Annotated in this window: 23 protein-coding genes; 11 read left to right on the top strand and 12 right to left on the bottom strand. The window is 46.7% G+C overall.

Going from position 1 to position 20647, the window contains the following annotated elements; genetic code table 11:
* Positions 1 to 139 precede the first annotated feature (139 nt).
* Complete coding sequence (locus B2U10_RS09310) at positions 140 to 1075, top strand: cation diffusion facilitator family transporter (protein ID WP_290787024.1); 936 nt, start codon at positions 140 to 142, stop codon at positions 1073 to 1075.
* 46 nt (positions 1076 to 1121) lie between these two features.
* Here the strand turns inward: B2U10_RS09310 and B2U10_RS09305 are convergent, their stop codons facing one another.
* Positions 1122 to 1439: a hypothetical protein gene (locus B2U10_RS09305; RefSeq protein WP_064300912.1), complete on the bottom strand. Its 318-nt coding sequence runs from the start codon at positions 1437 to 1439 to the stop codon at positions 1122 to 1124.
* Between the two features lie 175 nt (positions 1440 to 1614).
* On the opposite strand from B2U10_RS09305, the gene B2U10_RS09300 reads away from it, so the two are divergent.
* Together B2U10_RS09300 and B2U10_RS09295 are read left to right on the top strand one after the other, a co-directional pair.
* Positions 1615 to 2814, top strand: a complete 1200-nt coding sequence (locus B2U10_RS09300; RefSeq protein ID WP_290787019.1) for an MFS transporter — start codon at positions 1615 to 1617, stop codon at positions 2812 to 2814.
* Between the two features lie 376 nt (positions 2815 to 3190).
* Positions 3191 to 3931 (top strand): sugar nucleotide-binding protein, encoded by a 741-nt coding sequence (locus tag B2U10_RS09295; RefSeq protein WP_290787016.1) that lies wholly within the window; start codon positions 3191 to 3193, stop codon positions 3929 to 3931.
* A gap of 49 nt (positions 3932 to 3980) precedes the next feature.
* Here the strand turns inward: B2U10_RS09295 and B2U10_RS09290 are convergent, their stop codons facing one another.
* Entirely contained in the window at positions 3981 to 5120 is a 1140-nt protein-coding gene (locus B2U10_RS09290) for a globin domain-containing protein (RefSeq protein WP_290787013.1), read from the bottom strand.
* 139 nt (positions 5121 to 5259) lie between these two features.
* Positions 5260 to 6891, bottom strand: a complete 1632-nt coding sequence (locus B2U10_RS09285) for an ABC transporter substrate-binding protein (RefSeq protein ID WP_290787010.1) — start codon at positions 6889 to 6891, stop codon at positions 5260 to 5262.
* Between the two features lie 102 nt (positions 6892 to 6993).
* Between B2U10_RS09285 and B2U10_RS09280 the strand changes: the two genes are divergently transcribed.
* Both B2U10_RS09280 and B2U10_RS09275 read left to right on the top strand, forming a co-directional pair.
* The gene (locus tag B2U10_RS09280) at positions 6994 to 8229 is read left to right on the top strand and encodes an MDR family MFS transporter (RefSeq protein WP_290787007.1); all 1236 of its coding nucleotides are present in this window, start codon (positions 6994 to 6996) and stop codon (positions 8227 to 8229) included.
* A 15-nt stretch (positions 8230 to 8244) separates the two neighbouring features.
* Positions 8245 to 8808 carry a GNAT family N-acetyltransferase gene (locus B2U10_RS09275; RefSeq protein ID WP_290750181.1) on the top strand — a complete coding sequence of 188 codons (564 nt, stop codon included), beginning with the start codon at positions 8245 to 8247 and terminating at the stop codon, positions 8806 to 8808.
* A gap of 91 nt (positions 8809 to 8899) precedes the next feature.
* Here B2U10_RS09275 and B2U10_RS09270 read toward each other — a convergent pair whose 3' ends face one another.
* From B2U10_RS09270 to B2U10_RS09245, 6 genes are all read right to left on the bottom strand, one after another.
* Positions 8900 to 9415: a DinB family protein gene (locus B2U10_RS09270; protein ID WP_035408126.1), complete on the bottom strand. Its 516-nt coding sequence runs from the start codon at positions 9413 to 9415 to the stop codon at positions 8900 to 8902.
* A 76-nt stretch (positions 9416 to 9491) separates the two neighbouring features.
* Entirely contained in the window at positions 9492 to 10397 is a 906-nt protein-coding gene (locus B2U10_RS09265) for a helix-turn-helix transcriptional regulator (protein WP_035408125.1), read from the bottom strand.
* Positions 10398 to 11109: 712 nt separating this feature from the next.
* The gene (locus B2U10_RS15525; RefSeq protein ID WP_308102102.1) at positions 11110 to 11244 is read right to left on the bottom strand and encodes a DUF2164 family protein; all 135 of its coding nucleotides are present in this window, start codon (positions 11242 to 11244) and stop codon (positions 11110 to 11112) included.
* 194 nt (positions 11245 to 11438) lie between these two features.
* Positions 11439 to 11855, bottom strand: a complete 417-nt coding sequence (locus B2U10_RS09255; protein WP_349680030.1) for an SRPBCC domain-containing protein — start codon at positions 11853 to 11855, stop codon at positions 11439 to 11441.
* 123 nt (positions 11856 to 11978) lie between these two features.
* Positions 11979 to 12737, bottom strand: a complete 759-nt coding sequence (locus B2U10_RS09250; RefSeq protein ID WP_290787004.1) for a hypothetical protein — start codon at positions 12735 to 12737, stop codon at positions 11979 to 11981.
* 1 nt (position 12738) lies between these two features.
* Positions 12739 to 13062, bottom strand: a complete 324-nt coding sequence (locus tag B2U10_RS09245) for a PadR family transcriptional regulator (RefSeq protein WP_290787000.1) — start codon at positions 13060 to 13062, stop codon at positions 12739 to 12741.
* Positions 13063 to 13203: 141 nt separating this feature from the next.
* Between B2U10_RS09245 and B2U10_RS09240 the strand changes: the two genes are divergently transcribed.
* The 3 genes from B2U10_RS09240 to B2U10_RS09230 are packed head-to-tail and all read left to right on the top strand — an operon-like array spanning position 13204 to position 15522.
* On the top strand, positions 13204 to 13869 hold the full coding sequence (locus tag B2U10_RS09240) for a GntR family transcriptional regulator (RefSeq protein ID WP_035408119.1): 666 nt from the start codon (positions 13204 to 13206) through the stop codon (positions 13867 to 13869).
* Positions 13869 to 14801 carry a multidrug resistance efflux transporter family protein gene (locus B2U10_RS09235; protein WP_290786997.1) on the top strand — a complete coding sequence of 311 codons (933 nt, stop codon included), beginning with the start codon at positions 13869 to 13871 and terminating at the stop codon, positions 14799 to 14801. The genes B2U10_RS09240 and B2U10_RS09235 overlap by 1 nt, the downstream gene beginning before the upstream one ends.
* Positions 14802 to 14817: 16 nt before the next feature.
* Entirely contained in the window at positions 14818 to 15522 is a 705-nt protein-coding gene (locus tag B2U10_RS09230; protein ID WP_035408116.1) for a DUF554 domain-containing protein, read from the top strand.
* A 44-nt stretch (positions 15523 to 15566) separates the two neighbouring features.
* Here the strand turns inward: B2U10_RS09230 and B2U10_RS09225 are convergent, their stop codons facing one another.
* Complete coding sequence (locus tag B2U10_RS09225; protein ID WP_414655322.1) at positions 15567 to 16037, bottom strand: NUDIX hydrolase; 471 nt, start codon at positions 16035 to 16037, stop codon at positions 15567 to 15569.
* A 5-nt stretch (positions 16038 to 16042) separates the two neighbouring features.
* On the bottom strand, positions 16043 to 16786 hold the full coding sequence (locus B2U10_RS09220) for an arylamine N-acetyltransferase family protein (protein WP_290786991.1): 744 nt from the start codon (positions 16784 to 16786) through the stop codon (positions 16043 to 16045).
* Positions 16787 to 16969: 183 nt separating this feature from the next.
* On the opposite strand from B2U10_RS09220, the gene B2U10_RS09215 reads away from it, so the two are divergent.
* Genes B2U10_RS09215 through B2U10_RS09205 form a run of 3 tightly spaced genes read left to right on the top strand, consistent with a single transcriptional unit; the run spans position 16970 to position 19897 of the window.
* The gene (locus tag B2U10_RS09215) at positions 16970 to 17890 is read left to right on the top strand and encodes an ABC transporter substrate-binding protein (RefSeq protein WP_290786988.1); all 921 of its coding nucleotides are present in this window, start codon (positions 16970 to 16972) and stop codon (positions 17888 to 17890) included.
* Positions 17891 to 17948: 58 nt separating this feature from the next.
* On the top strand, positions 17949 to 18932 hold the full coding sequence (locus B2U10_RS09210) for a FecCD family ABC transporter permease (RefSeq protein ID WP_414655317.1): 984 nt from the start codon (positions 17949 to 17951) through the stop codon (positions 18930 to 18932).
* 5 nt (positions 18933 to 18937) lie between these two features.
* A complete protein-coding gene (locus B2U10_RS09205) occupies positions 18938 to 19897 on the top strand; it encodes a FecCD family ABC transporter permease (protein ID WP_290787669.1) in 960 nt (319 codons plus the stop codon).
* Positions 19898 to 20002: 105 nt separating this feature from the next.
* Here the strand turns inward: B2U10_RS09205 and B2U10_RS09200 are convergent, their stop codons facing one another.
* The gene (locus B2U10_RS09200; protein ID WP_290786985.1) at positions 20003 to 20578 is read right to left on the bottom strand and encodes a hypothetical protein; all 576 of its coding nucleotides are present in this window, start codon (positions 20576 to 20578) and stop codon (positions 20003 to 20005) included.
* Positions 20579 to 20647 lie beyond the last annotated feature (69 nt).

The raw sequence follows: 20647 nt of genomic DNA, 5'->3' as shown, positions 1-20647 counted from the left end.
TTTGAAACGTAGACCAGTCATTCGTTCGTTTCATACGGTAGCGCTTGTGGGATATAAAGGATGAGCCCGTTGACCAAAGAACAGTGGCACGTTATAATTCAAATAGACGTTTGAATGAAAGGTAAAAGGAGGCAATGTCATGGCACATGATCATCATCACCACCATCATCATACGAATAATAAAAAGGTACTCGGCTTGTCGTTCCTGATCATTACTGTGTTCATGATCGTCGAGGTCATCGGCGGAATTTGGACGAACAGTTTGGCATTATTATCAGACGCCGGGCACATGTTAAGTGATTCGATTTCACTTGCGATTGCCCTGTTAGCCTTCCAGTTCTCGAGTCAAGCACCGGATGCGAACAAGACGTTCGGTTCAAAACGCTTTGAAATCTTAGCCGCAATCCTAAATGGCGTGACGCTGATAGTCATCGCTCTCTATATTTTCATTGAAGCCATTCAACGCTTCATCGATCCACCCGCTGTCGCAACGACGGGGATGCTGATCATTAGTGTCCTCGGGTTGCTCGTCAACATTTTAGTTGCCTGGATCATGACACGCGGCGGTGGGCACGAACATAACCTCAACATGCGCGGTGCGTATCTGCACGTCTTAAGCGACATGCTCGGATCGGTCGGTGCGATTGTAGCCGCCTTGCTGATCCTATTCTTCGGGTGGGGATGGGCGGATCCACTTGCGAGTATCATCGTAGCGATCCTCGTCTTACGGAGCGGTTATTACGTGACGAAGGCGTCCGTACATGTCTTGATGGAAGGAACGCCGAGTGATGTCGACATTGATGAGGTCGTTTCGACGATTCAGACGAACGAAGCCGTTCTCGGACTACATGATCTACACATCTGGTCGATCACGAGTGGGTATAACGCGTTATCGTGTCACGTCGTCGTCAAGGAGAACATGACCGTCCGGGAGTCGGAGTCGATTCGCGAACAGATTGATCACGATTTGAAACACGTCGGGATTAACCACGCAACGATCCAGGTCGAGACGGATCAACACGCACATGGCAATACGTTGTATTGTGACGGCAAACACGAATCGCATACGCATTAAAAAACGAGCACACGTCCTAGTCAGACATGTGCTCGTTTGCTTATGCTCAAATGATCGGCACCGTTGGTAGAAACAGCGTCGCGAACAGACTGATACTCAAGAACATCGAGTATCCGAAAAAGGTCGTTTTGGCATTTCCAGCAGCTCGGTTACCTAAGTACATGAATAAGACGATGGATAAGAACGTCAAACCCGTCAATACGGACGAGTGGTGTTGATCCGGCGAAGGAGCAAGCGACTGGACAAGATGCGCGAGACCAAGCGGCAGGACGATCAAAAGAAAGTAGTAGCCTAGACGTGCCTCAGACGGGACGTCGACCTGTTCCTGTTCGGTTTCATAGTCATAACGCGTTTGCGTTTTCATGGATCTTCACCTCCCTATGCGTTTTAGTATAGCGAATGAACATGTCGGCTCTGTTACAGATGGGTAAGAATGCCTTAACAGACGATGACGATGTGATGACGAAAAAAGAATGGGCAGCAATTGAGAAAAATTGTAAGATGAACAAGAAGTCGTTTTAGGAAAGGAATAAAGCATCATGTCACGTGCATTTCGTTTTATGTATGTCTCCGATTTGTTATCGACTGTCGGGACGAGTTTTGTTTATATTGCGATTTACTGGTTGAGCGCGGAACAGATTAGTGCTTCCGCTGTCGCCTTGCTTGCAACAGGTGTGTTTTTGATTCGTTTTCTCGTCTCAACGTTCGTTGGACCGTGGATTGACCGTTTCGTCAGCGCATCGTTGTATCAAACGTCCTTACTCATTCGCTTGCTAGCGCTTGGTATTACGTTAGTGGGAATCGGTCTGACAGACGTCGTCTTACCGTGGTTACTCGGCTTGCTCGTCGTTCAGACGATCCTGCAAATCGTTGGTGGAAATGCTGTCTTCACGTGGGTCGTTGATCTAGTCGAAGATGACCAATTGCCGCAAGCGAATGCCTATCTCGCAACAATCGAACGGATCGGGACGTTAAGCGGATTCTTACTTGGTGGGATGATGGTTGCCCACTTCTCGATTGCGAGTATCTTGTGGCTCGATCTGGGACTGCATCTCGTTGCCTGGTTGCTCGTCCGACACATGACGGGACAGGTCGCAGAAGGAGCGCGTGTCGGATCGTACCGCGAAGCGTTACTCGAAGGGATTCATTACGTCGCGCGTGACGGTCGCTTAAAATGGATCCTTGGTTGTGCGATCCTTGCGAACTGGATGATCACACCGATGAATACCTTACTTGCGCCATATGCCAAGAACGTCTTATCGGGGAATGCCCAAACATTTTCCGCACTTGAGCTAGCGACGGTGATCGGGGGGATCACGATGTCGCTCCTTTACGGCAAGTGGGTCGTCTCGATCAGACAGGATAAGCTGTTTCGGATCGCAGTCGTACTGCAAGGACTCGCGATTGCAATCGTTGCTTATATGTCGTTCGTGCCCCTTGCGATTGGCGGATTCGTTTTACTCGGCATGGCGCTGACATTGTTCGGGATTCCGTTTGCGACATTGTTACAACGCTCTACGCCTGCGCACTTGCTCGGACGGGTTCGAACGGCGATGGTCGCAGCATCAACGGCGTGTTCTGCACTCTGTTACGGATTATCATCGTACTTGACGTCGCTCTTTAGCGTCTCGTTCGTTTTCCTACTGTTTTCCTTAAGTGGTCTCGTGTTGACAGCTATCTGGTTACTCATTCATCGTAACGTTTCCTTTACCGAGGCACGACAGGACAAGGTCGGATGAAATATCCGCCTTGAGGTGGAGGTAAGCGGTTTCGCGCTTATGTACACTAGAGATAGAAATGAACGATGAGGAGTGGAGTCGATGGAGAGTTTATGGATCACGGCATTATTGTTTTTGATTCCGATCAGTGGGATGACGGTCTTTTTGAATGTACTATGGCGTCGAATGGCAACGGAAAGCGTTTCGGAGTAATCATGAACTAAACAGTGCGCCTGCTTACCGAGATTAGATCGGATAGCAGGCGCTTTTTTCATTTGAGTCATGACTGGTCGTAGAAGAATAACCTCAGATTCGTTAATTCAGCGATTCGCGTGTAAACTGAAGTAGCAAGTGGTTTTATGATTTTTTCGATCGAAACTAAGGGGGATGAATCACAATGAAAGCAATCATTACAGGCATGAACGGAACGGTGGCACCCGTCGTTGCGGACGTCTTAGCAAAGCACGATATCGAGACAGTCGCGTGGGATCGGACGAAAGTCTCAACGACTGACGAGTCTCAGATGCGGACGTTTTTAGAAACGGAACGACCGGATTATTTTCTACATATTGGGATGGGGTCCGTCAGTTGTACGGAAGCGCTCGTCCGTTTGTGCCAGGAATATCAGATTCCGTTCTTTTTCACGAGTACAGTATCTGTTTTTTCGGACGACGTACCAGCACCGATTGAAAAGGACGCTGTACCGGATGCGACCGATGAGTATGGTGCCTATAAGATTGCTTGCGAGCAAGCGATTCAAGCAATTGATCCTCAAGCAAAAATCGTCCGAATCGGCTGGCAGATCGGGACTGAGGCAGGTTCGAACAACATGGTCGACTTCTTCACGAACGAGATGAAGCAACACGGCGTCATTCAAGCAAGTCGAAACTGGTATCCGTCGAGTTCGTTGCCTGAAGATACAGCAGAAGCGCTCGTTACGATTTTACTTGAATACGAAGCGGGGCTCTATCAGTTGAACGGAAACGATCATTATTCGATGTACGACTTAGCATGTGCCTTAAATACACTCCACGCGAAAAACTGGACGATTGAACCAGTCGATGAACCGCGCCGGGATAACCGGATGGCGACAGATGTCGTTTTGGTCCGTCCGTTGTCAGAACGATTGCCACTCTAATCAAACATCCCGCTCTCCTTGACCTGTATCAAAGAGAGCGGGATGTTTTTTACTGCGTGACTGGCGTTTCCGCGGCAAAAGCGAGAGCAGGTCCAAAGATTTCGTAATGCAGTTTGTCCGAAGACGCCGTGAAGTGTTTAATGACGTATTGAATCATTGCTTCCGGACCACAGACGTATGTCGGATCCGTGATGCTTGCGATGACGTCTTTCGGTAGACGTCCCGCTTGATCCGTCGCCTGGTGCTCTGCGTAACGAATGACGCGAGCGCCACGCTGCTCAAGCAGGGCGAGTTGTTCTGTAAACGGACGATTGCGTTCATCTTGGACGGCGTGATGTAATGTCACGTCTCGTCCAGCAGCTAACGCTTCGTCTGCCATTGCAAGCATCGGTGTGATGCCGATTCCACCAGCAATTAGAACGACGGGTTCACCTGATGCATCAAGCGTGAAGGCACCTGCTGGCGCACTGATTAACACCGTATCACCGATTCGAGCTGCATGTAAGTAGTTCGAGACAATGCCTTCTCGTTTGACACCAATCGTATAAGTCGTCGTGTTTGATGCCGCCGTCAGACTGTATTGACGATTGTGCCATAAGCCGTCGCTATCTTGAATCCGTATCGTGATGTATTGCCCTGCTCGATAATCAGGGAGAGGACCGTCCGTTTTGAAAGTCAGCGAGCGGATGCCGTCTGCTTGTTCCTGGATATCCGAAATCTTAACGGACTGATAACCGGAAAAGTCTTTCGCCTGTTCGTCCTGCGTGTATAGTTCGGCTTCGAGTGTGATGAACAAATCGGCAATCTCCCCGTACGCTTCACCCCACGCTTGCAGGATTGCAGGCGTTGCGGCTTCCCCTAAGACGTCTTGCATCGCTCCGAGTAATTCTTGACCGACGAGTGGATACATCTCCGGCTTGATTTGAAGACTCCGGTGTTTATGCAGCACTGGTAATAAGACCGGTTTTAGTGTCTCGAGTCGATCGATGTGAGCAGCAGCGGCATAAACGGCTGTAGCGAGTGCTTGCGATTGTCGGTCACTCCGTTGATTCGATTGATTGAAGACATGTTTGAGTTCTGGATGAGCTTGAAATAAACGTTGATAAAAGACTTTCGTAATTGCGGCGCCATGCGATGCAAGGACCGGGACGGTTGATTGTACGATTTGAATGGTAGAGGTTGATAACATAAGACCACTTCCTTTTCACTAAGTAATGAACACAGTCTTAGTATTTCGTAGCCTCGTCATTAATACAACATTTAAAATACTAGATTAAAGAACTTCGTGCGTTTTGTCACAAGCAAGTCAAAATATCGACAAGGATTCGTCACGATTGATTGGATATCCAGAGCTTTGAGAAATCAAAATAACCGAATGAATCAATCGTGATATTTTGCAGCTCGATCGGATACGGAATTAGTCGTGTATCGTGATAGAACGGGATGAAATACGATTCGTTAATCAAGTAGCGTTCGATTGCTTGATGAATCGGAAGCCAGTCTTCGAACGGTGTTGTATCGTATTGTTCAATCCATGTCAGCATCTCGGGCATCTGCTGAAATAGCCGGATCGGTGGTGAAAAAGTATTCGTCATGAACTGATAGAAGGCGTACTGGACATTCCGCTCGAACACTTCGGCATGAATGGCGAGATCGATCGTATCGTAGACATGAAAATCCGTAATACTCTCTTCGAATCCGACTTCGACGAACTCATACGGAATCCCGTCCTGATCAAATCGCTGACAGAGCCAACGTGTTATTTTGTCCGTAAAATCAGTCAACTTGATCCGGATCGGTTGCGTGAACAAAACAGCAGGACCGTCCGGGACGGTATACGATGGACTATAGGTCTCAAGAAAACCAGAGTCGTTCGGTTGTGTCCGTTCATGGAAGTCATGAATGCCATCACGGACTTCCGTGATGAGCCGGTGAATATAATGTCGCGCTGCTTTTGATTCAAACGGACCACCGGCGCGTGGATGGAGAAAGACGAGACCAAATCCGGACTGCGTCGCGATCGTATCAATCGGACTGGAGTCAGATGCTGATGTCCGGTAGACCGGGTCATATTGCTCCGGCATCTGGATGAACTCAATTCGGTCGAGCAGGGCGCGGATGCCAAAGTAATTCGGAAATGCCGTCAGAACGGTTTTCTTATCGTCATGTTGCGTGAGTTGAAATGGTCCAGTTCCAATGCCATCTTTGATGATGCTCGTATGTATCGAGGCGAGCTGCGGCAAAATCGAACTCCTGCGCTGATCGAGTGTGAGATCGACCCGGTATGGACCGTTCGAGACGATCTGTTTTACGTGCCGATAGGAATAAGCGTAAGCCGGATAGGCGATCAAGGCACGCAGACTCTTCGTCACTTCCTTACTCGTCAGGAGCGAACCATCATGAAAGCGGACGTCCTTACGTAAGAAGAGACTGAGCATCGGACCATTCCAGGCATAGTGATGTGCCAGTTCGCCTTGGATGTTGCCGTCGACGTCAATTGTAAACAAACGGTTGAAGACGTTTTGGACGAGGTGAGCACTATGAATGTCAGCTGCTTCTAACGGGTGTGTCGTCAAGAAGTTGCGTTTCCGAGGAATCAGCAATGCGTCCGATGTCGTTTGCGTATAGCCGAACTTTCGCTCGAGTTGGCGCATGAAGCGTCCTGCTTGTGCCGGTGACCAGTCCCACGACAGTTCTTCCGTCACTGATTCGATCGAATCACGGTCGATCCGCTCGAGCATTCGTTTCGCATACTCCCGTTCGACGTGGCGTAACCAGACGAGTTCACTTAAGTTGCCCCGTCCGCGACCACTCGTGTAATTCATCCAGCCGTCTTCCTGCCATTTATTGAGATATCGTTTCGTTTGTTTAGGACTTAAATGGATCGCTTCCGCGAGTGTCGTGATCGGATAATGTCCATTTCGGCAAGTCTTCCATAACATAAAAAGATAAGCATCCATCGTACTTCTCCTCCTTAAAAGGGGACATCTTTTTTATATGACGTCCATTTTTCTTATGTATTGTCTTGTTTATGATACAGGTAGAGAATGGAAGGTGACAATATGAAATGGAAAGAAATACCGAAACCAATTAAAGTACGTCTCATCACATCGTTTTTCAACCGCGCTGTCTCGTTTTCGATCATGCCGTTCATGGCTCTCTTGTTCGTCAAGGCATTCAACGAAGTCATCGCCGGTGCGTTTTTGATCGCGATGGTCTTCGTCAGCTTCATCACCAATCTACTCGGCGGATATCTCGCCGACCGCTTCTCTCGTAAACGCCTACTCGTCACGACATCTGCGCTCACGGCGTTGACGTTTATCACGATGGCGATCTCGTTGACGCTCGACTGGATGCTGTTGTTCATGGTCATTTACGCCGTCTTCTCGGTGACGAGTAATCTTGGTCGTCCGGCAATGGGGGCGATCATCATCGATGCGACGACGAAGGAGAACCGCCAAGCGGTCTATGCGCTCGACTACTGGTTGGTCAATCTCTCGATCGCCATCGGAACAGCGCTCGGGGGCTGGCTCTACGTCAGCAATCAATTGCTGTTGTTTTGGATCTTGAGCTTTACGTCGTCCGTTTTACCGATCGCGTACTACCTGTTTCTCGACGACACACCGCGAACGTGGCAACGTCAGAAACTACGTGGTGTCATCACGGATATCTTTACAAGCTATCAACTCGCTTGGCGGGACCGTCCGTTCGTTAAGGTCGTCTTTGGTTCGATGTGTATCTTAGCGGCTGAGTTTTCGATGGGGAGTTACGTCGCCGTCCGCCTCGCTGATTCGTTTGAACCGCTATCGTTTGCCGGGTGGTCGATCAACGGTGTTCGGATGATGAGTATCATCAACATCGAAAATACGTTGCTCGTCGTCACGTTGACGTTCGTCGTCCAGCGGCTTGCGAAGCGTCTTTCTCCGCGCCGGACGCTCGCTGCAGGTCTAATGCTGTACACGATCGGTTACGTTGTCGTGACGAGTGCCAATAGCATGACGGCACTGATGGTCTTCATCTTCATCGCAACGATTGGCGAGTTGCTCTACTCCCCGGTCTTGAACACACAAAAAGCAAATATGATGCCAGCCGATCAACGCGGAGCGTACTCAGCGTTCGCCGGAACGTCATTCGCTGGAGCAGACTTACTCTCTCGGTCGACGATTCTAGTCGGGACATTCTTGATCCCGTCGATGATGAGTGTATACCTCGGATTGATCCTCTTGACGGGATTTGGATTAGTCTATACGAGTCTGTTCGTGAAGGAATCTGTCGAACGAGAGCGAAACGTATCTTAATAAGGGGGAATACAGATGAACTTACCAGATACTATCGAAACACCACGGCACCTGTTACGCCGTTGGCAAGAAAACGATGCAGCCGCATTGTATGCTTACGCCAAGGATCCAAATGTTGGACCAAAAGCAGGCTGGGCGCCGCACGCGTCACTTGACGAAAGCCAGGAAGTGATTGGCATTTTCCAAGCGTCACCTGGTGAATATGCCGTGACCGATAAGGAGACGGGGGCAGTCATCGGGAGCTTCGGATTTCACTTTAATCGTCGGCCGGACGATTCAATCACCCATGACCGTCAAGTCGAGATTGGCTATGTCCTCGCGCCTAACTACTGGGGAGAAGGGCGGATGCCGGAAATCGTTGAAGCAATACTTGATTTCATCTTCCGGGAACTACCGATCGATGTCGTTTGGTGTGGTCACTTTGATTTTAATGACCAGTCACGCCGTGTCGTTGAGAAACTCGGTTTTACACCTGTTCTTGACCGACCATTCGTATTAGAGCGAATTGACGGACGGACCGTGACGAGCCATGTCTACAACTGGACGCGTGAGCGGTATGAAGCAATACAAGGGAATTGATAAATAGATAAAATAAGATGGCGTGCACCGGTGCACGCCATCTTATTTTATATAGTGATTTCTGAATAGACATAAAAACGAACACATTCTGTTATGGCTTAACTTTCATATCTTCATACCAAAAAAGAGAATAATCCATCATCAATGAGGATTCATTTTGCTGCCTTAACATGGTAGTAATGTTCCCCAGGTGATACGTACCGTGATTGGCTACATGTAAAAGAATTTCTTCAAAAGTCGTTTCCCGTGGACCAGACCAAGGATTATCCACATGTATCGTCATAGTAAGATTTGAGTTCTGATTTATAAATAGTTGATACTTTGATGCTATATTTTTGAATGCTGTTTTGAATTCTTCAATTGTATATGCATCAGTTAATGGTAATTGACTCATCGCATCTTGTAGCGCTTGTTGAAATTCTACTTTTTCTAAAACATGAATCCACATAGTATCAACTGCAAGAATATGACTAAGTGTTTTAGCGATTGTCGGATAAGAGCTTTTCACCTCTTTATTTAATAGATTTTCAGGTAATGCATCCATATGATCTAACATCAACTGCATCGCCCAGTTGTGATATTCATACATCGTTTTTCCGGCATTCATCCAAATCGCTCCTTTAATTGTAGTAAGAACTGTCTAACTACGTTCATTATAAAAAAGGATATATGACATCTGAGTGTCATATATCCTCATATAGATTAACTATTTTTTTGGCTTCATTTCTTAATATGTCTTGTAAGTACAAGGGATGAATAACAACTACACCCGATCTGAAGCTTAATAAAATGTTGATTAACCATTCCGCATGTAAAGGTGAAGGTAACAATAAAGTCATTGTAACACTACCATCTTCTTCAAAAACCATCGATTGATGCTGAAAATGGTTTAAGACTACATGAATGGATTCAGGATGAACTCTTAACGTGATACTTTCCCGTGCGGGCTTCACGACAGCTCTGTCTCCAGGAATGGGATGGTTATCCTGAATAGATGTTGAAAGTCTTTGAAGGTTGAGCATATGTGACACTTTGAATTCGCGGTAATCATTTCTTAAATAACAATAAGCATAAAGGTACCATGTACGAAATTTATATCGTAGAAAAATAGGATCTACTTCTCGAATGGTCTGTTCCTTTTGAGCACTGATGTATTGAAACAGAACTCTTTTTGATTCTTTGATACTCTTTTGAAGATCAATTAAGAAAGTAGGCTCAATGGATTGATCAGCTAAATCAATGTGTAAATGGTTATTTTGTTCTTCTGTCGTAAGAATCGATAGCCGTTCTAGCGTATTTTTTAAATCTTGATCATGTAATTGCGCTGATAAACTTTTCATTAAAGATAGAACATCGACCATAGAAGACGCATTTAAAAAGGTCTTATCCCATTTATAATTCTCAATAATACCGAAACCTCCATTAGTTCCATGATAAGAAGTAACGGGAATTCCAGCTGCACTAATGGTTTCGATATCTCGATAAATCGTTCTCTGAGAGACATTTAATTCACTAGCTAATTGAGCGGCCGAGATCGTAGAGCGATGCAGTAACTTAAATATGATAGTCAGTAATCGTTCGAGTTTCAAAAAATTCTCCTTTGTATTAAGCACGACTATAGTGTGAACCGTCATTCCATACAAATAATTACGTTTAGTATAATTGATTTATTCGTTCTATGGAGAGATTAAAAAGTACTTCGTAATGAATTGAATCAAAATCCAAAGAAAAAAGTATGCATCGCGCATACTTTTTGTGGTTTTCCTTATCTTATTAGATATGTTTGAGTTGTGAATCTAATTCAATATGTAATTTTGACCTATTTCTTTAAGAATTTATTCGGCGATAAGACAGCTACCACTTTGAAGTCGGGAAGCTAACACCAAAAAAATGAAAATTACTTATGAATCATAAAAATGTAAAATCAAGGGTTACGTATGGAAAAGGAAGTATGTTAAAATTCGGTTCAATTCAAATAAAGTCCTTATCTAAATAAGAAGGAGAGTGGGAAAAAATGAATCAGGTTGCAGCCATAAGTATGCTAGGAAACGTCTTTATTTTTATAGTCGTTTTATACTTTATTTACAAAATGATTCAATACATTCGACTGAAATGATTCGTCATCCTATAAAATGAACAATGGATGGTTCGATAAAAAAATAATGAGATACATTTTAATGAAACATAGTTGAAAGTGAACGCTAAAGAGCAAAAAAGTATGCGCCGGCGCATACTTTTTTGTAGAGCATGACAAGAGATCTCTGCTAAAAATATATTATGGAGATACGGGACGCTTGAGCGTTAACAATTCATCGTCGAGTGACGCGAATGACTTAACACAGCCGCATGAGCGTCTTGAATTCCAATATTATAAAAGTGAATAGCAACTGACTCTTTGATGAAATCAAAAACACGTTCTGCGGCGAACTCAGACAGCTCTTCGTTGCGCTCTTCTAAGAAAAAATCTTAAATAGACTGGATAATTTGTTATTGTTCTTTACTAAATCGATTGAACATAACGACACTCCCTTTATTTTTGTTGATCTCTGAATGATCTAAAAAAACTACAAGAGAATGTATTTTAAAATCACAATCTATATTTTGTCGTAAAAAAATGTACATGCCTTCTTTTAAAATGTTGCTTTCAATTTCTGAAGCATCCCATCCCAACCTTGGTCCATAAAGTTACGGACACGACCTTGTGGCTGATTTGCTTTCGGCACAAGGTCATCAGCGTTTTTCCATCCGCTGTGTGTCACAGTGAAAAGTGTAAGGTCGTTCAATGGAGTTAGGGAGAAGGTCACGATCCATCCATCTTCATCCCAACTAAACGATAATTCTCTTTCTGGTTGTACGTTTAATACCGTGCAAGGAGATGGACCAAAAGGAGATTGAATATGAAACACACATCCTGTTTTTGCGACAAGGTCGTTTGGCATAAACCATTTAGATAAAGAGCGAGCCGTCGAGATGTTCTCCCATACCTGTTCAATGGGCTTGTTGATCTTAATGGAATGTTGAATATCTTTCACAGATTGATGCATCATTTACAACCACCTATTCATTTTTAATATATTTTATTCTAATTCTATCCTCAATTTTTTCTCAATGATATACAAAAATGATCTTAGCGCTGAGGTCATTTTAAGTATCAGAACCAAATCGTTGCTTCAGTGCTTTGAGACGTTTGACTGATCTTGTTTAGATTCGCGAATAAAAGCGACTGTCATTGTAATGGCAGCAACAGCATATCCGACAAGTCCAGAGGTCAATTCCGACCAATCAAATACAGAACGGAGAATGATTTGGGGAACAAAATAGACGAGCAATGCAATCGGCAAAATCCATGTCTTCGTCTTCCATGCCGTGACAAGAATCCAGATAATCAATAGGGCACCAATCATCCAGCTGACGCTTGGGGATAACGTGATCTTTGGTGAATCGACAAGTCCGTTGACGATCAATAGTCCGATGATTAACAGAAAATGAATACTACCATGAATGCCGTAACGCATGATACGAGGGCGCGCTCCATCACGTAAAGCATCTTGACGGAAGAGAAACGCCAAGGTGGTCAGGTAAACGGCACTAATCAACAGGAAACCGCCAACGAGCAAGATACTGAACGTCGTTGTACCATTCAAGAGGTTTTGAAGATAGAGAAAACTGGATGCGCCGAGAAAAACTTGCAAGACGACCCAAAACGCTTCTTTTGGATCAAATGCCATCTCTTTAGAAATCGATTGGATGTAATCGGCGGGACTATCACCCGTGATCGCGCGAACGGATTTTCCGTCCGCTTCCGCTTCGATCAGGTGATCTTCGAGTTCTTTGACAATCTCGTTCGTCGCCAATTCATTTTTACCCGAAGCAAGTAGGTATACCTTTAAGTCTTCCAAAAATCGTGTTGATTCCGTCGATAAGGTCATCTCATTCGTCCTCCTTTAAAATGCTTTCGACACTCGTTGAAAGGTGATGCCATCTTAGTTTGAAAGCGGCGAGTTCTTCAACACCGCTCGTCGTGATCGAATAATACTTTCGTTTTGGACCGGACGGGGAGACGCGAGAGGTTGCTTCGATCCAGTCCAGTTTTTGCATCCGAATCAATAGAGGATAGATCGTTCCCTCACTGATGTCAGCGAAACCGTACGCTTTCAGTTTCGTCGCCAGTTCATAGCCATAAATCTCTTCTTCCGCAATCAGTGCGAGTAAGCAACCGTCGAGAATTCCTTTTAACATTTGCGTCGATGACATCCGCATCTTCCTTTCGCTACTTGGTATTACAAGGTAATGATACGTTATGCTACTTTGTATTGCAAGGTAGTGAGTAAAATAAATCCAATGAATTTTAAGAAGGTGCTTTTACAATGAATTAATATGTAATATATTACTTGTATGAAACCTACAAATGATTTTGCCATTGCACGACTTCCTTTAAGTGAGGAAGTGTATCGACGCTTGCAACACCACATCATCACCTTACGTCTTGCCCCAGGAGAAAAGGTGAACGATCAAGCACTCGCGGAAGCGTTCGGTGTCAGTCGGACACCGGTCCGCGAAGCCTTGAAACGACTCGAAGAGGAGGGATTGATTTTAGCAAAACGGGGCTCACGGACGATCGTGACGGAACTCGATGCTGAACAGGCACAGCAAACCTATCCAATCATTGCGACACTGCATGGGTTAGCGGCGCGTTTAGCAGGACCAATGCTGACGGATGACGATCTAACGAGTCTAAAGTCGATTCATCAACAATTCACGACGGCAATTGATCAGCAGGATACAGAGGCGGCACTAGCACTTGACGATGCCTTTCACGATGTCTTCGTGCAGCGCAGTCAAAACGATCAACTACGAGAGACAATCCGTCGATTGACACCGTTGATCCGCCGGCTCGAATATGCTCAGTTTGATCGTCTCGGACGCCAGTCGATTGCCGATCATGCAGCGATTTTAGATGCATGTCAACAACAGGATGTCGAGCAACTCGTCCAGGCGACGGAGCATAATTGGAACGGGCTCGGACGTCTACTCGTCTCGACACTAAAGGAGGAGAGCTGATGCGACCGATCATTTATGGAATTTTAGCGGCAATGTTTTTTGCCGTCACCTTCATCTTGAATCAATCGATGCAAGGGGCAGGCGGTCACTGGATTTATAGTGCGTCGCTCCGCTTTTTCCTGATGTTGCCGTTCTTTATCGTCATCGTCATGATCCGACGGGGGATCGGGCGCGTCTTCCAGGCGCTTCGAGCTGATATCGGCTTTTGGTTACTGTATGGAACGATCGGCTTCGGACTGTTCTACGGCAGCATCTGTTTTGCTGCTGACTACGCACCAGGCTGGTTGATTGCCGGGACATGGCAGTTGACGATTTTAGCGGGACCGTTGCTTGCCCCCTTGTTCAACCAACGGATCCCGTGGTCAGCACTGAAGTATTCCGTCCTGATCGTCCTCGGGGTCGTCGTCATGCAACTATCGGTCGCGGGAAGCCTATCGCTACAGTCACTGTTGTTTGGTGCCTTACCGGTCCTCGTCGCGGCAATTGCCTATCCACTCGGGAACCGGAAAATGATGGAACGCTATGGGAACGAGCTCGATGTGTTTGAACGGATTCTCGGAATGACACTTGCCAGTCTACCGTTTTGGATCGTTCTTTCTGTGATTGCCTACATACAGGTCGGCTTGCCGAGTGTCAATCAAGTGACCCAGTCCGGATTCGTCGCGTTGTTCTCCGGCGTCATCGCAACGTCGCTTTTCTTCTACGCGACGTCGCTCGTTCGGACAGATCCGGTTCGGTTAGCAGCGATCGAAGCAACGCAATCGTTCGAGATTGTCTTTACCGTATTCGGAGAGATTCTTTTCCTTCACGCGGCACTACCAACGGGACTCGCGACACTCGGAATCATCCTCGTCATGCTCGGGATGACGTTGCATAGTTTGAATCAGGCAGAGCGAACCGTCGTTCGTTCCGCTAAACGAAAAATCAATTGAGAAAGTAGGCTGTCAGATGGTTTTAACAGGTACACTCGTCAATACCGTCCTGATCATTATCGGGACGTTGCTTGGATTAATGTTCCACCGGATACCGGAACGCATGAAGGAGACCGTCCTGCAGGCGATTGGACTTGCTGTCGTCGTGCTCGGAATGCAGATGGGGATGAAAAGCACGAACTTCTTGATCGTCATCGGTAGTCTTGTTCTCGGTGGTGCAATCGGCGAGTGGTTCCGGCTCGATGAGAAACTCGACCGGATGGGAGCGTGGCTCGAACGTAAGATCAGTCGGGGTCGTCCGTCGAACATCGCGGAAGGATTCGTGACAGCGACGTTAATTTTCGTCATTGGCGCGATGGGTGTGTTAGGAGCCCTCGACGGTGGACTACGCCAGGATCACGACGTCCTTTATACGAAAGGATTGATTGACGGTTTTACGGCACTCGTCCTTAGTTCAACGCTCGGGATCGGTGTCATGTTCTCAGCGATTCCCGTCTTTCTCTATCAAGGGGCGATTGCATTAAGTGCTGTTGCGATCACGAAATTCATTCCCGACGCCGCACTGCAGGAATTTATTCTTGAGATGACGGCGACTGGTGGGGTGATGATTGCGGCAATCGGTCTTAATCTCGCTGGCATCACGAAGATTCGTGTTGCGAACTTGTTACCGGGAATCGTCATCGTCGCAGTTATCGTCACCGGTCTCCATCTGTTCTCATGAAAAATCCCCACTTATCCGATAACGGACGAGTGGGGATTTTCTGTTTATGTCTCGATCAATTTGTGTGTCTCGTAAGCAGTGATTGTATGTCCATCGTAATGGAAGTCATGCAACAACGGTTGATCCGTTGACAAAGCGACCGGTAAGTAATGCCGGAGATTGCTGATGATTCCCATGTTTTCATCGTTTAAGATCCAGTCGAGTGTTTTCCAATCAAGGATACCTTCGATCGTCATGACCGGTGTCGGAAACGGGCGGTCTTCTAGTTCAGCAAGATAGAGATACATGCCAGACGTTTCTTCCCCGTGTAAGCGAACGATACCTTTTGGTGTCACCGAATCTAACGGGATGCCGGTCTCTTCGAACGTCTCGCGGATGACAGCAACTTCCGGTGTCTCGCCCGGTTCAATCTTGCCGCCGACACCGTTCCACATGCCCATCGCTGGTCGTTTTTGGCGGTTGACGAGTAAAAAACTATCCGCGTGGCGAATTAAACAAAGCGTATATCGATCCATGTTCATTACTTTTGTCCTAAAAAGTGAGACTGATACAGCATCTCGAATTGAGCGGGACCTGCGACCGGCAATTCGGTCGTCGTCGTGTCTTCGATTCGTAACGTCCGCTCGGTCAACGTCTTTTGACCGCTTGGAGTCCGCATTGCGATGAGACGACCTTTGTTGAACGGTGAAGCTTCGCTTTGCTGGATGATCTGTTCCATCTTCGATAAGTCACCCTTTGTAATTGCCTTCTCACGGTCGAACTTGTAGCCAGTCACGAACTCGGCTTGTCCTGTCCGCTGCATTTCGAGAACATCACCTTTGCCAATCCGGTAACTACCGCTAGCGGAATGAACCGTCTCCCCACTTAAGGGAACCGGAACGAGCGGTAAATTGACACCGAAGCCGGTATCAAGTAGGTGTGTCTCATTCCAAATGATTGCAACGTGTGTCGGTCCCGTCGCTGACCAGGCTGCTGATTTCTGATCATAGACGGTCGCTTGTACGAGGCGAACGGGACAATTCAGTTCTTGTAGGACACGATGCAGCAGTCCGTTCAAGTCATAACAGACACCACCACGTCGCTCCGTCAGAAACGTTTCAATGAAGCGCTCGTCGTTAAACGGACGGATTCGTTTCTCAAGCACAGTCGTATTCTCAAACGGTAACTGGTAGGCAAAGGCTTCGAGTAAGCGAGGTAACTGATCAAACGTGATCGTCTCAAGCGGAAATCCGAGCCGTTGTTCCAAGTCCTTCATCCAATCCATTTGTAATCCCTCCTTTATATACTACCTGATTATCCCATATTGCTTCAGAAAATGTGGATTTGAGCATATATTATCTGAAAATAAGGATAACCCTTTTGTTCGATGGGAATCTTTGATATGCTGAAATAGGATTAATTAAGAATGATTCTCAATGTCGAATCACGAACTAAAGGAGGTCTCATCATGAGACGGAAAACTTGGATGACAGCGTTGACGCTCCTCGTGTTGAGCAGTTTGATGCTTGCGGCCTGTTCAGGTCAAGCAGAACAAACAAACGAAAAGACGCGGACGATTACGCATGAGGCAGGAAAAACGAAAGTGCCGGAGCACCCGAAGAAGGTCGTCGCACTTGAATACTCATTCGTTGATGCGTTAGACGAACTTGGGATTACACCAGTCGGAATCGCACAAGAAAATAAGACCGATGTCTCCGGATTACTCGGAAAAGACATCGCGTTCACGGAAGTCGGTACACGTCAACAACCGAATCTTGAAGTAATCAGTTCCTTGCAGCCGGATTTAATCATCGGCGACTTCAACCGCCATAAAGGAATCTACAAGCAACTGCAAAAAATCGCACCGACGATCATCTTGAAGAGTCGGAATGCGACGTACGAAGAGAACATCGAATCGTTCAAGACGATTGCTGAAGCAGTCGGGAAAACTAAACAGATGGATGACCGACTTGCCCTGCATGAAGAACGATTGAATGCAGCGAAGAAAAAGGTGGATCCAAACGACGACCGAAAAGTGATGGTTGGTGTCTTCCGCGCCGATTCACTGACGGCACACGGTGAGACGTCGTTTGATGGTGAATTACTCGAGAAGATCGGTATCGAGAACGCTGTTACGAAAACAGCGGAACCTACCGTTACGATTACGTTAGAGCAGATGGTCAAATGGGATCCGGACGTCATCTTCATGGCGGAAGCCGATCCGAAACTGCTGAAGGAGTGGAAAAACAATCCGCTCTGGAATCAGATCACAGCGGTTAAGAACAAGGAAGTTTATGAAGTCAATCGTGACCTTTGGACACGCTATCGAGGACTTGACGCTGCAGAACAGATCGTTGACGAAGCGATTCAATTGTTACAACAGAAATAATGAACGACAAAAGCCGGAGCAATCTGGCTTTTCGTCTTGATGAAAGGGGAACCATCCGGTGCAGCGGAAACGTCTGATTTTTGTACTCTTATTACTCGGTTGCTTGGCGGTTTATAGTAGCCTGTTCTTTGGCATCACACAGATGAATCCGATTCACTTAGTCCAAGAGTGGATCAGTGGCACGACATCAAAAGCAGGGCTCGTACTGACAAATCTGCGCTTACCGCGGCTCTTACTCGGATTGTTGCTCGGAGCGAATCTTGCCGTTGCAGGGGCAATCATGCAAGCCGTGACACGAAATCCGCTCGCTTCACCGCAAGTCTTTGGTGTCAATGCCGGTGCGTCATTTCTCGTCGTCTTAAGCCTGCTCGTCTTTCCGTCGCTCGGAACGGCAAATTTGATCTACTTCGCCTTTGCCGGTGCCTTAGTCGGTGGAGTGCTAGTCTTTTCGTTCGCCTCCGTTCGCGGGATGACAGCATTAAAACTTGCCCTCGTCGGGATGGCGATCCATCTCTTGTTGACGTCGCTGACGAAAGGCTTGATCTTGTTCAACGACCGGATCACGAACGTCTTGTACTGGTTGTCCGGTTCGCTCAGTGACGCGAGCTGGCTCGAACTACGGATCGTCCTCCCATGGTCGATTGCTGGTTTGCTTCTTGCGGCGAGTCTCGCGAAATCACTCGCTGTCTTCCAACTGGGGCAAGACGTCGCGGTCGGTCTCGGGCAAAAAGTGACGCGAATCCGTCTGCTTGCCGGCATCAGTGTCGTCTTACTCGCAGGCGTCACCGTTGCCGTCGCCGGAGCGATCGGTTTCATTGGATTAATGGTTCCGCACATCACGCGGCGCCTCGTCGGGGAAGATTACCGGATCGTTCTGCCGGTCGCTGCCGTCATCGGTGGACTTCTGCTGACGTATGCCGATGTCCTCGCGCGGTTCATCGCCTATCCGTATGAGTCACCAGTCGGCATCGTGACGTCATTGCTCGGTGCACCATTCTTCCTTGTTCTGGCACGTCGTCAGATGAAAGGGGGATTACAATGAAAGACATGCGTCGGATTTTGATTGTTGCGGTGCTCGTGTTCTTCGCGAGTTTTGCTTTACTGTCGGTTGGCTCGATTCAGTTATCGTTATCGGAACTATGGCAGTCGTTCTTTGGTGGAAAGGATGCCTTCATCGTCCAAAATTACCGTCTGCCGCGAACTGTCCTTGCTTTCTTAGCAGGTGCGAGTTTCTCACTTGCAGGAGTCATCTTACAAAGTGTCATCCGTAATCCATTGATTTCGCCTGACGTGATCGGTGTGACGAATGGTGCGTCACTGTTCGCCGTCTTAACGATTGCCCTCGTGCCGGATGGTCCGCTCTTGTTAACACCAATCGCTGCTTTCATCGGAGCAGCACTCGTCATGCTGGCATTGATGATGCTTGAGCGGGGTGGGAATGTATCCCGCAGTTCGTTTGCGTTACTTGGTATCGCGGTCAGTGCGATTTGTGCTTCAGGGACGGAATACTTGTTGATCAAGTTTCCGCTCCAAACGAACGATTCACTCGTCTGGCTCGCTGGGAGTCTGTTCGGGAAAGGGTGGCAGGAAGTGATGATCTTAGCGCCCGTGCTCGTCGTGATTGGTGCAATCATCTTCTATCGCCATCGTCAACTCGATGTCTTATCACTCAGTGAAGAAGTCAGTATCGGTCTCGGATTACCAATTCAGCGGACGCGGCACATCTTCTTGGCGCTCGCGGTCATTCTAGCTGGTGTTGCCGTCGCGACGGTCGGTGCGATTGGTTTCATCGGACTGATTGCGCCACATATGGCACGGCGTCTCGTTGGTCATAAGCATCTTGCTGTGTTGCCGATGGCGCTGTTGCTCGGCGGAGGGTTACTCGTCGTCGCGGATGCACTCGGTCGAGGGATACATCCACCACTTGAAGTACCAGCCGGATTGATCACAGCGATCATCGGTGTGCCGTATTTCCTGTATCTTTTACGGAGAGAACGGACGGCATGATGTTCGATCTACCAAAATGGAGTCCTAGCGATTACGCGAAGGACTCCATTTTTATGAAAGGAAAGAAGTACGCACTTGACGAATCATGGCGACATCTTTCTATATTTATTTGGCTTCAAGTTGATTTGATTTTTCTACTTCCTCTTTATACTTTTCTAAAAATTCATCAACTGAAACGTTATTAGCGTTTGGATTCGATTCAATGGTTAATTTACTCGAAGAAACCGATGTGCTTTGATCGTCTACATGTGATGGAATTTCAAGTACCAATTGATCACCTAAACCCGTTTCAAGACCACTTTTTCCGAAGTTAAAAGTTCGTGTGATATACGCTTCAGCATAATTTTTTTGATTCTCTGAATAGACTTTGACATCAGAAATGTTGTATTTGAATGAATTCAGCTGAATTTTATCGACTTCCGTAGTGGATAGAAAAATCAATACAGCCTCGTCCCCTTCAGATAACTTTGAAAGGTTAGTATGCGCTAACGGAGTATTGTTCAAGAAATCTGCTTTTTGTTGCTCAAGCACTGTAGTGAAAAAATTGAAGGCTTGTTCCTCTGTGATGCTACTCTTAGATTTTTCTTGTGCAACATTAGAATCGGCAATCGCATTACTCCATAAGAAACCAGCATATAGGATGACAGCTAAAGTGAGGGATGAAAAAATAGTTTTTTTCACGATCGCGACCTCTTTCTATTGTTTGATTCATGTTATTATATAACAAAAAAAACCAAAAAAGGAAAGGGT

The organism is Exiguobacterium sp. UBA7533, from assembly GCF_002479335.1.
Taxonomy (GTDB): domain Bacteria; phylum Bacillota; class Bacilli; order Exiguobacteriales; family Exiguobacteriaceae; genus Exiguobacterium_A.
This window is presented reverse-complemented; position numbering and strand designations above follow the sequence as displayed.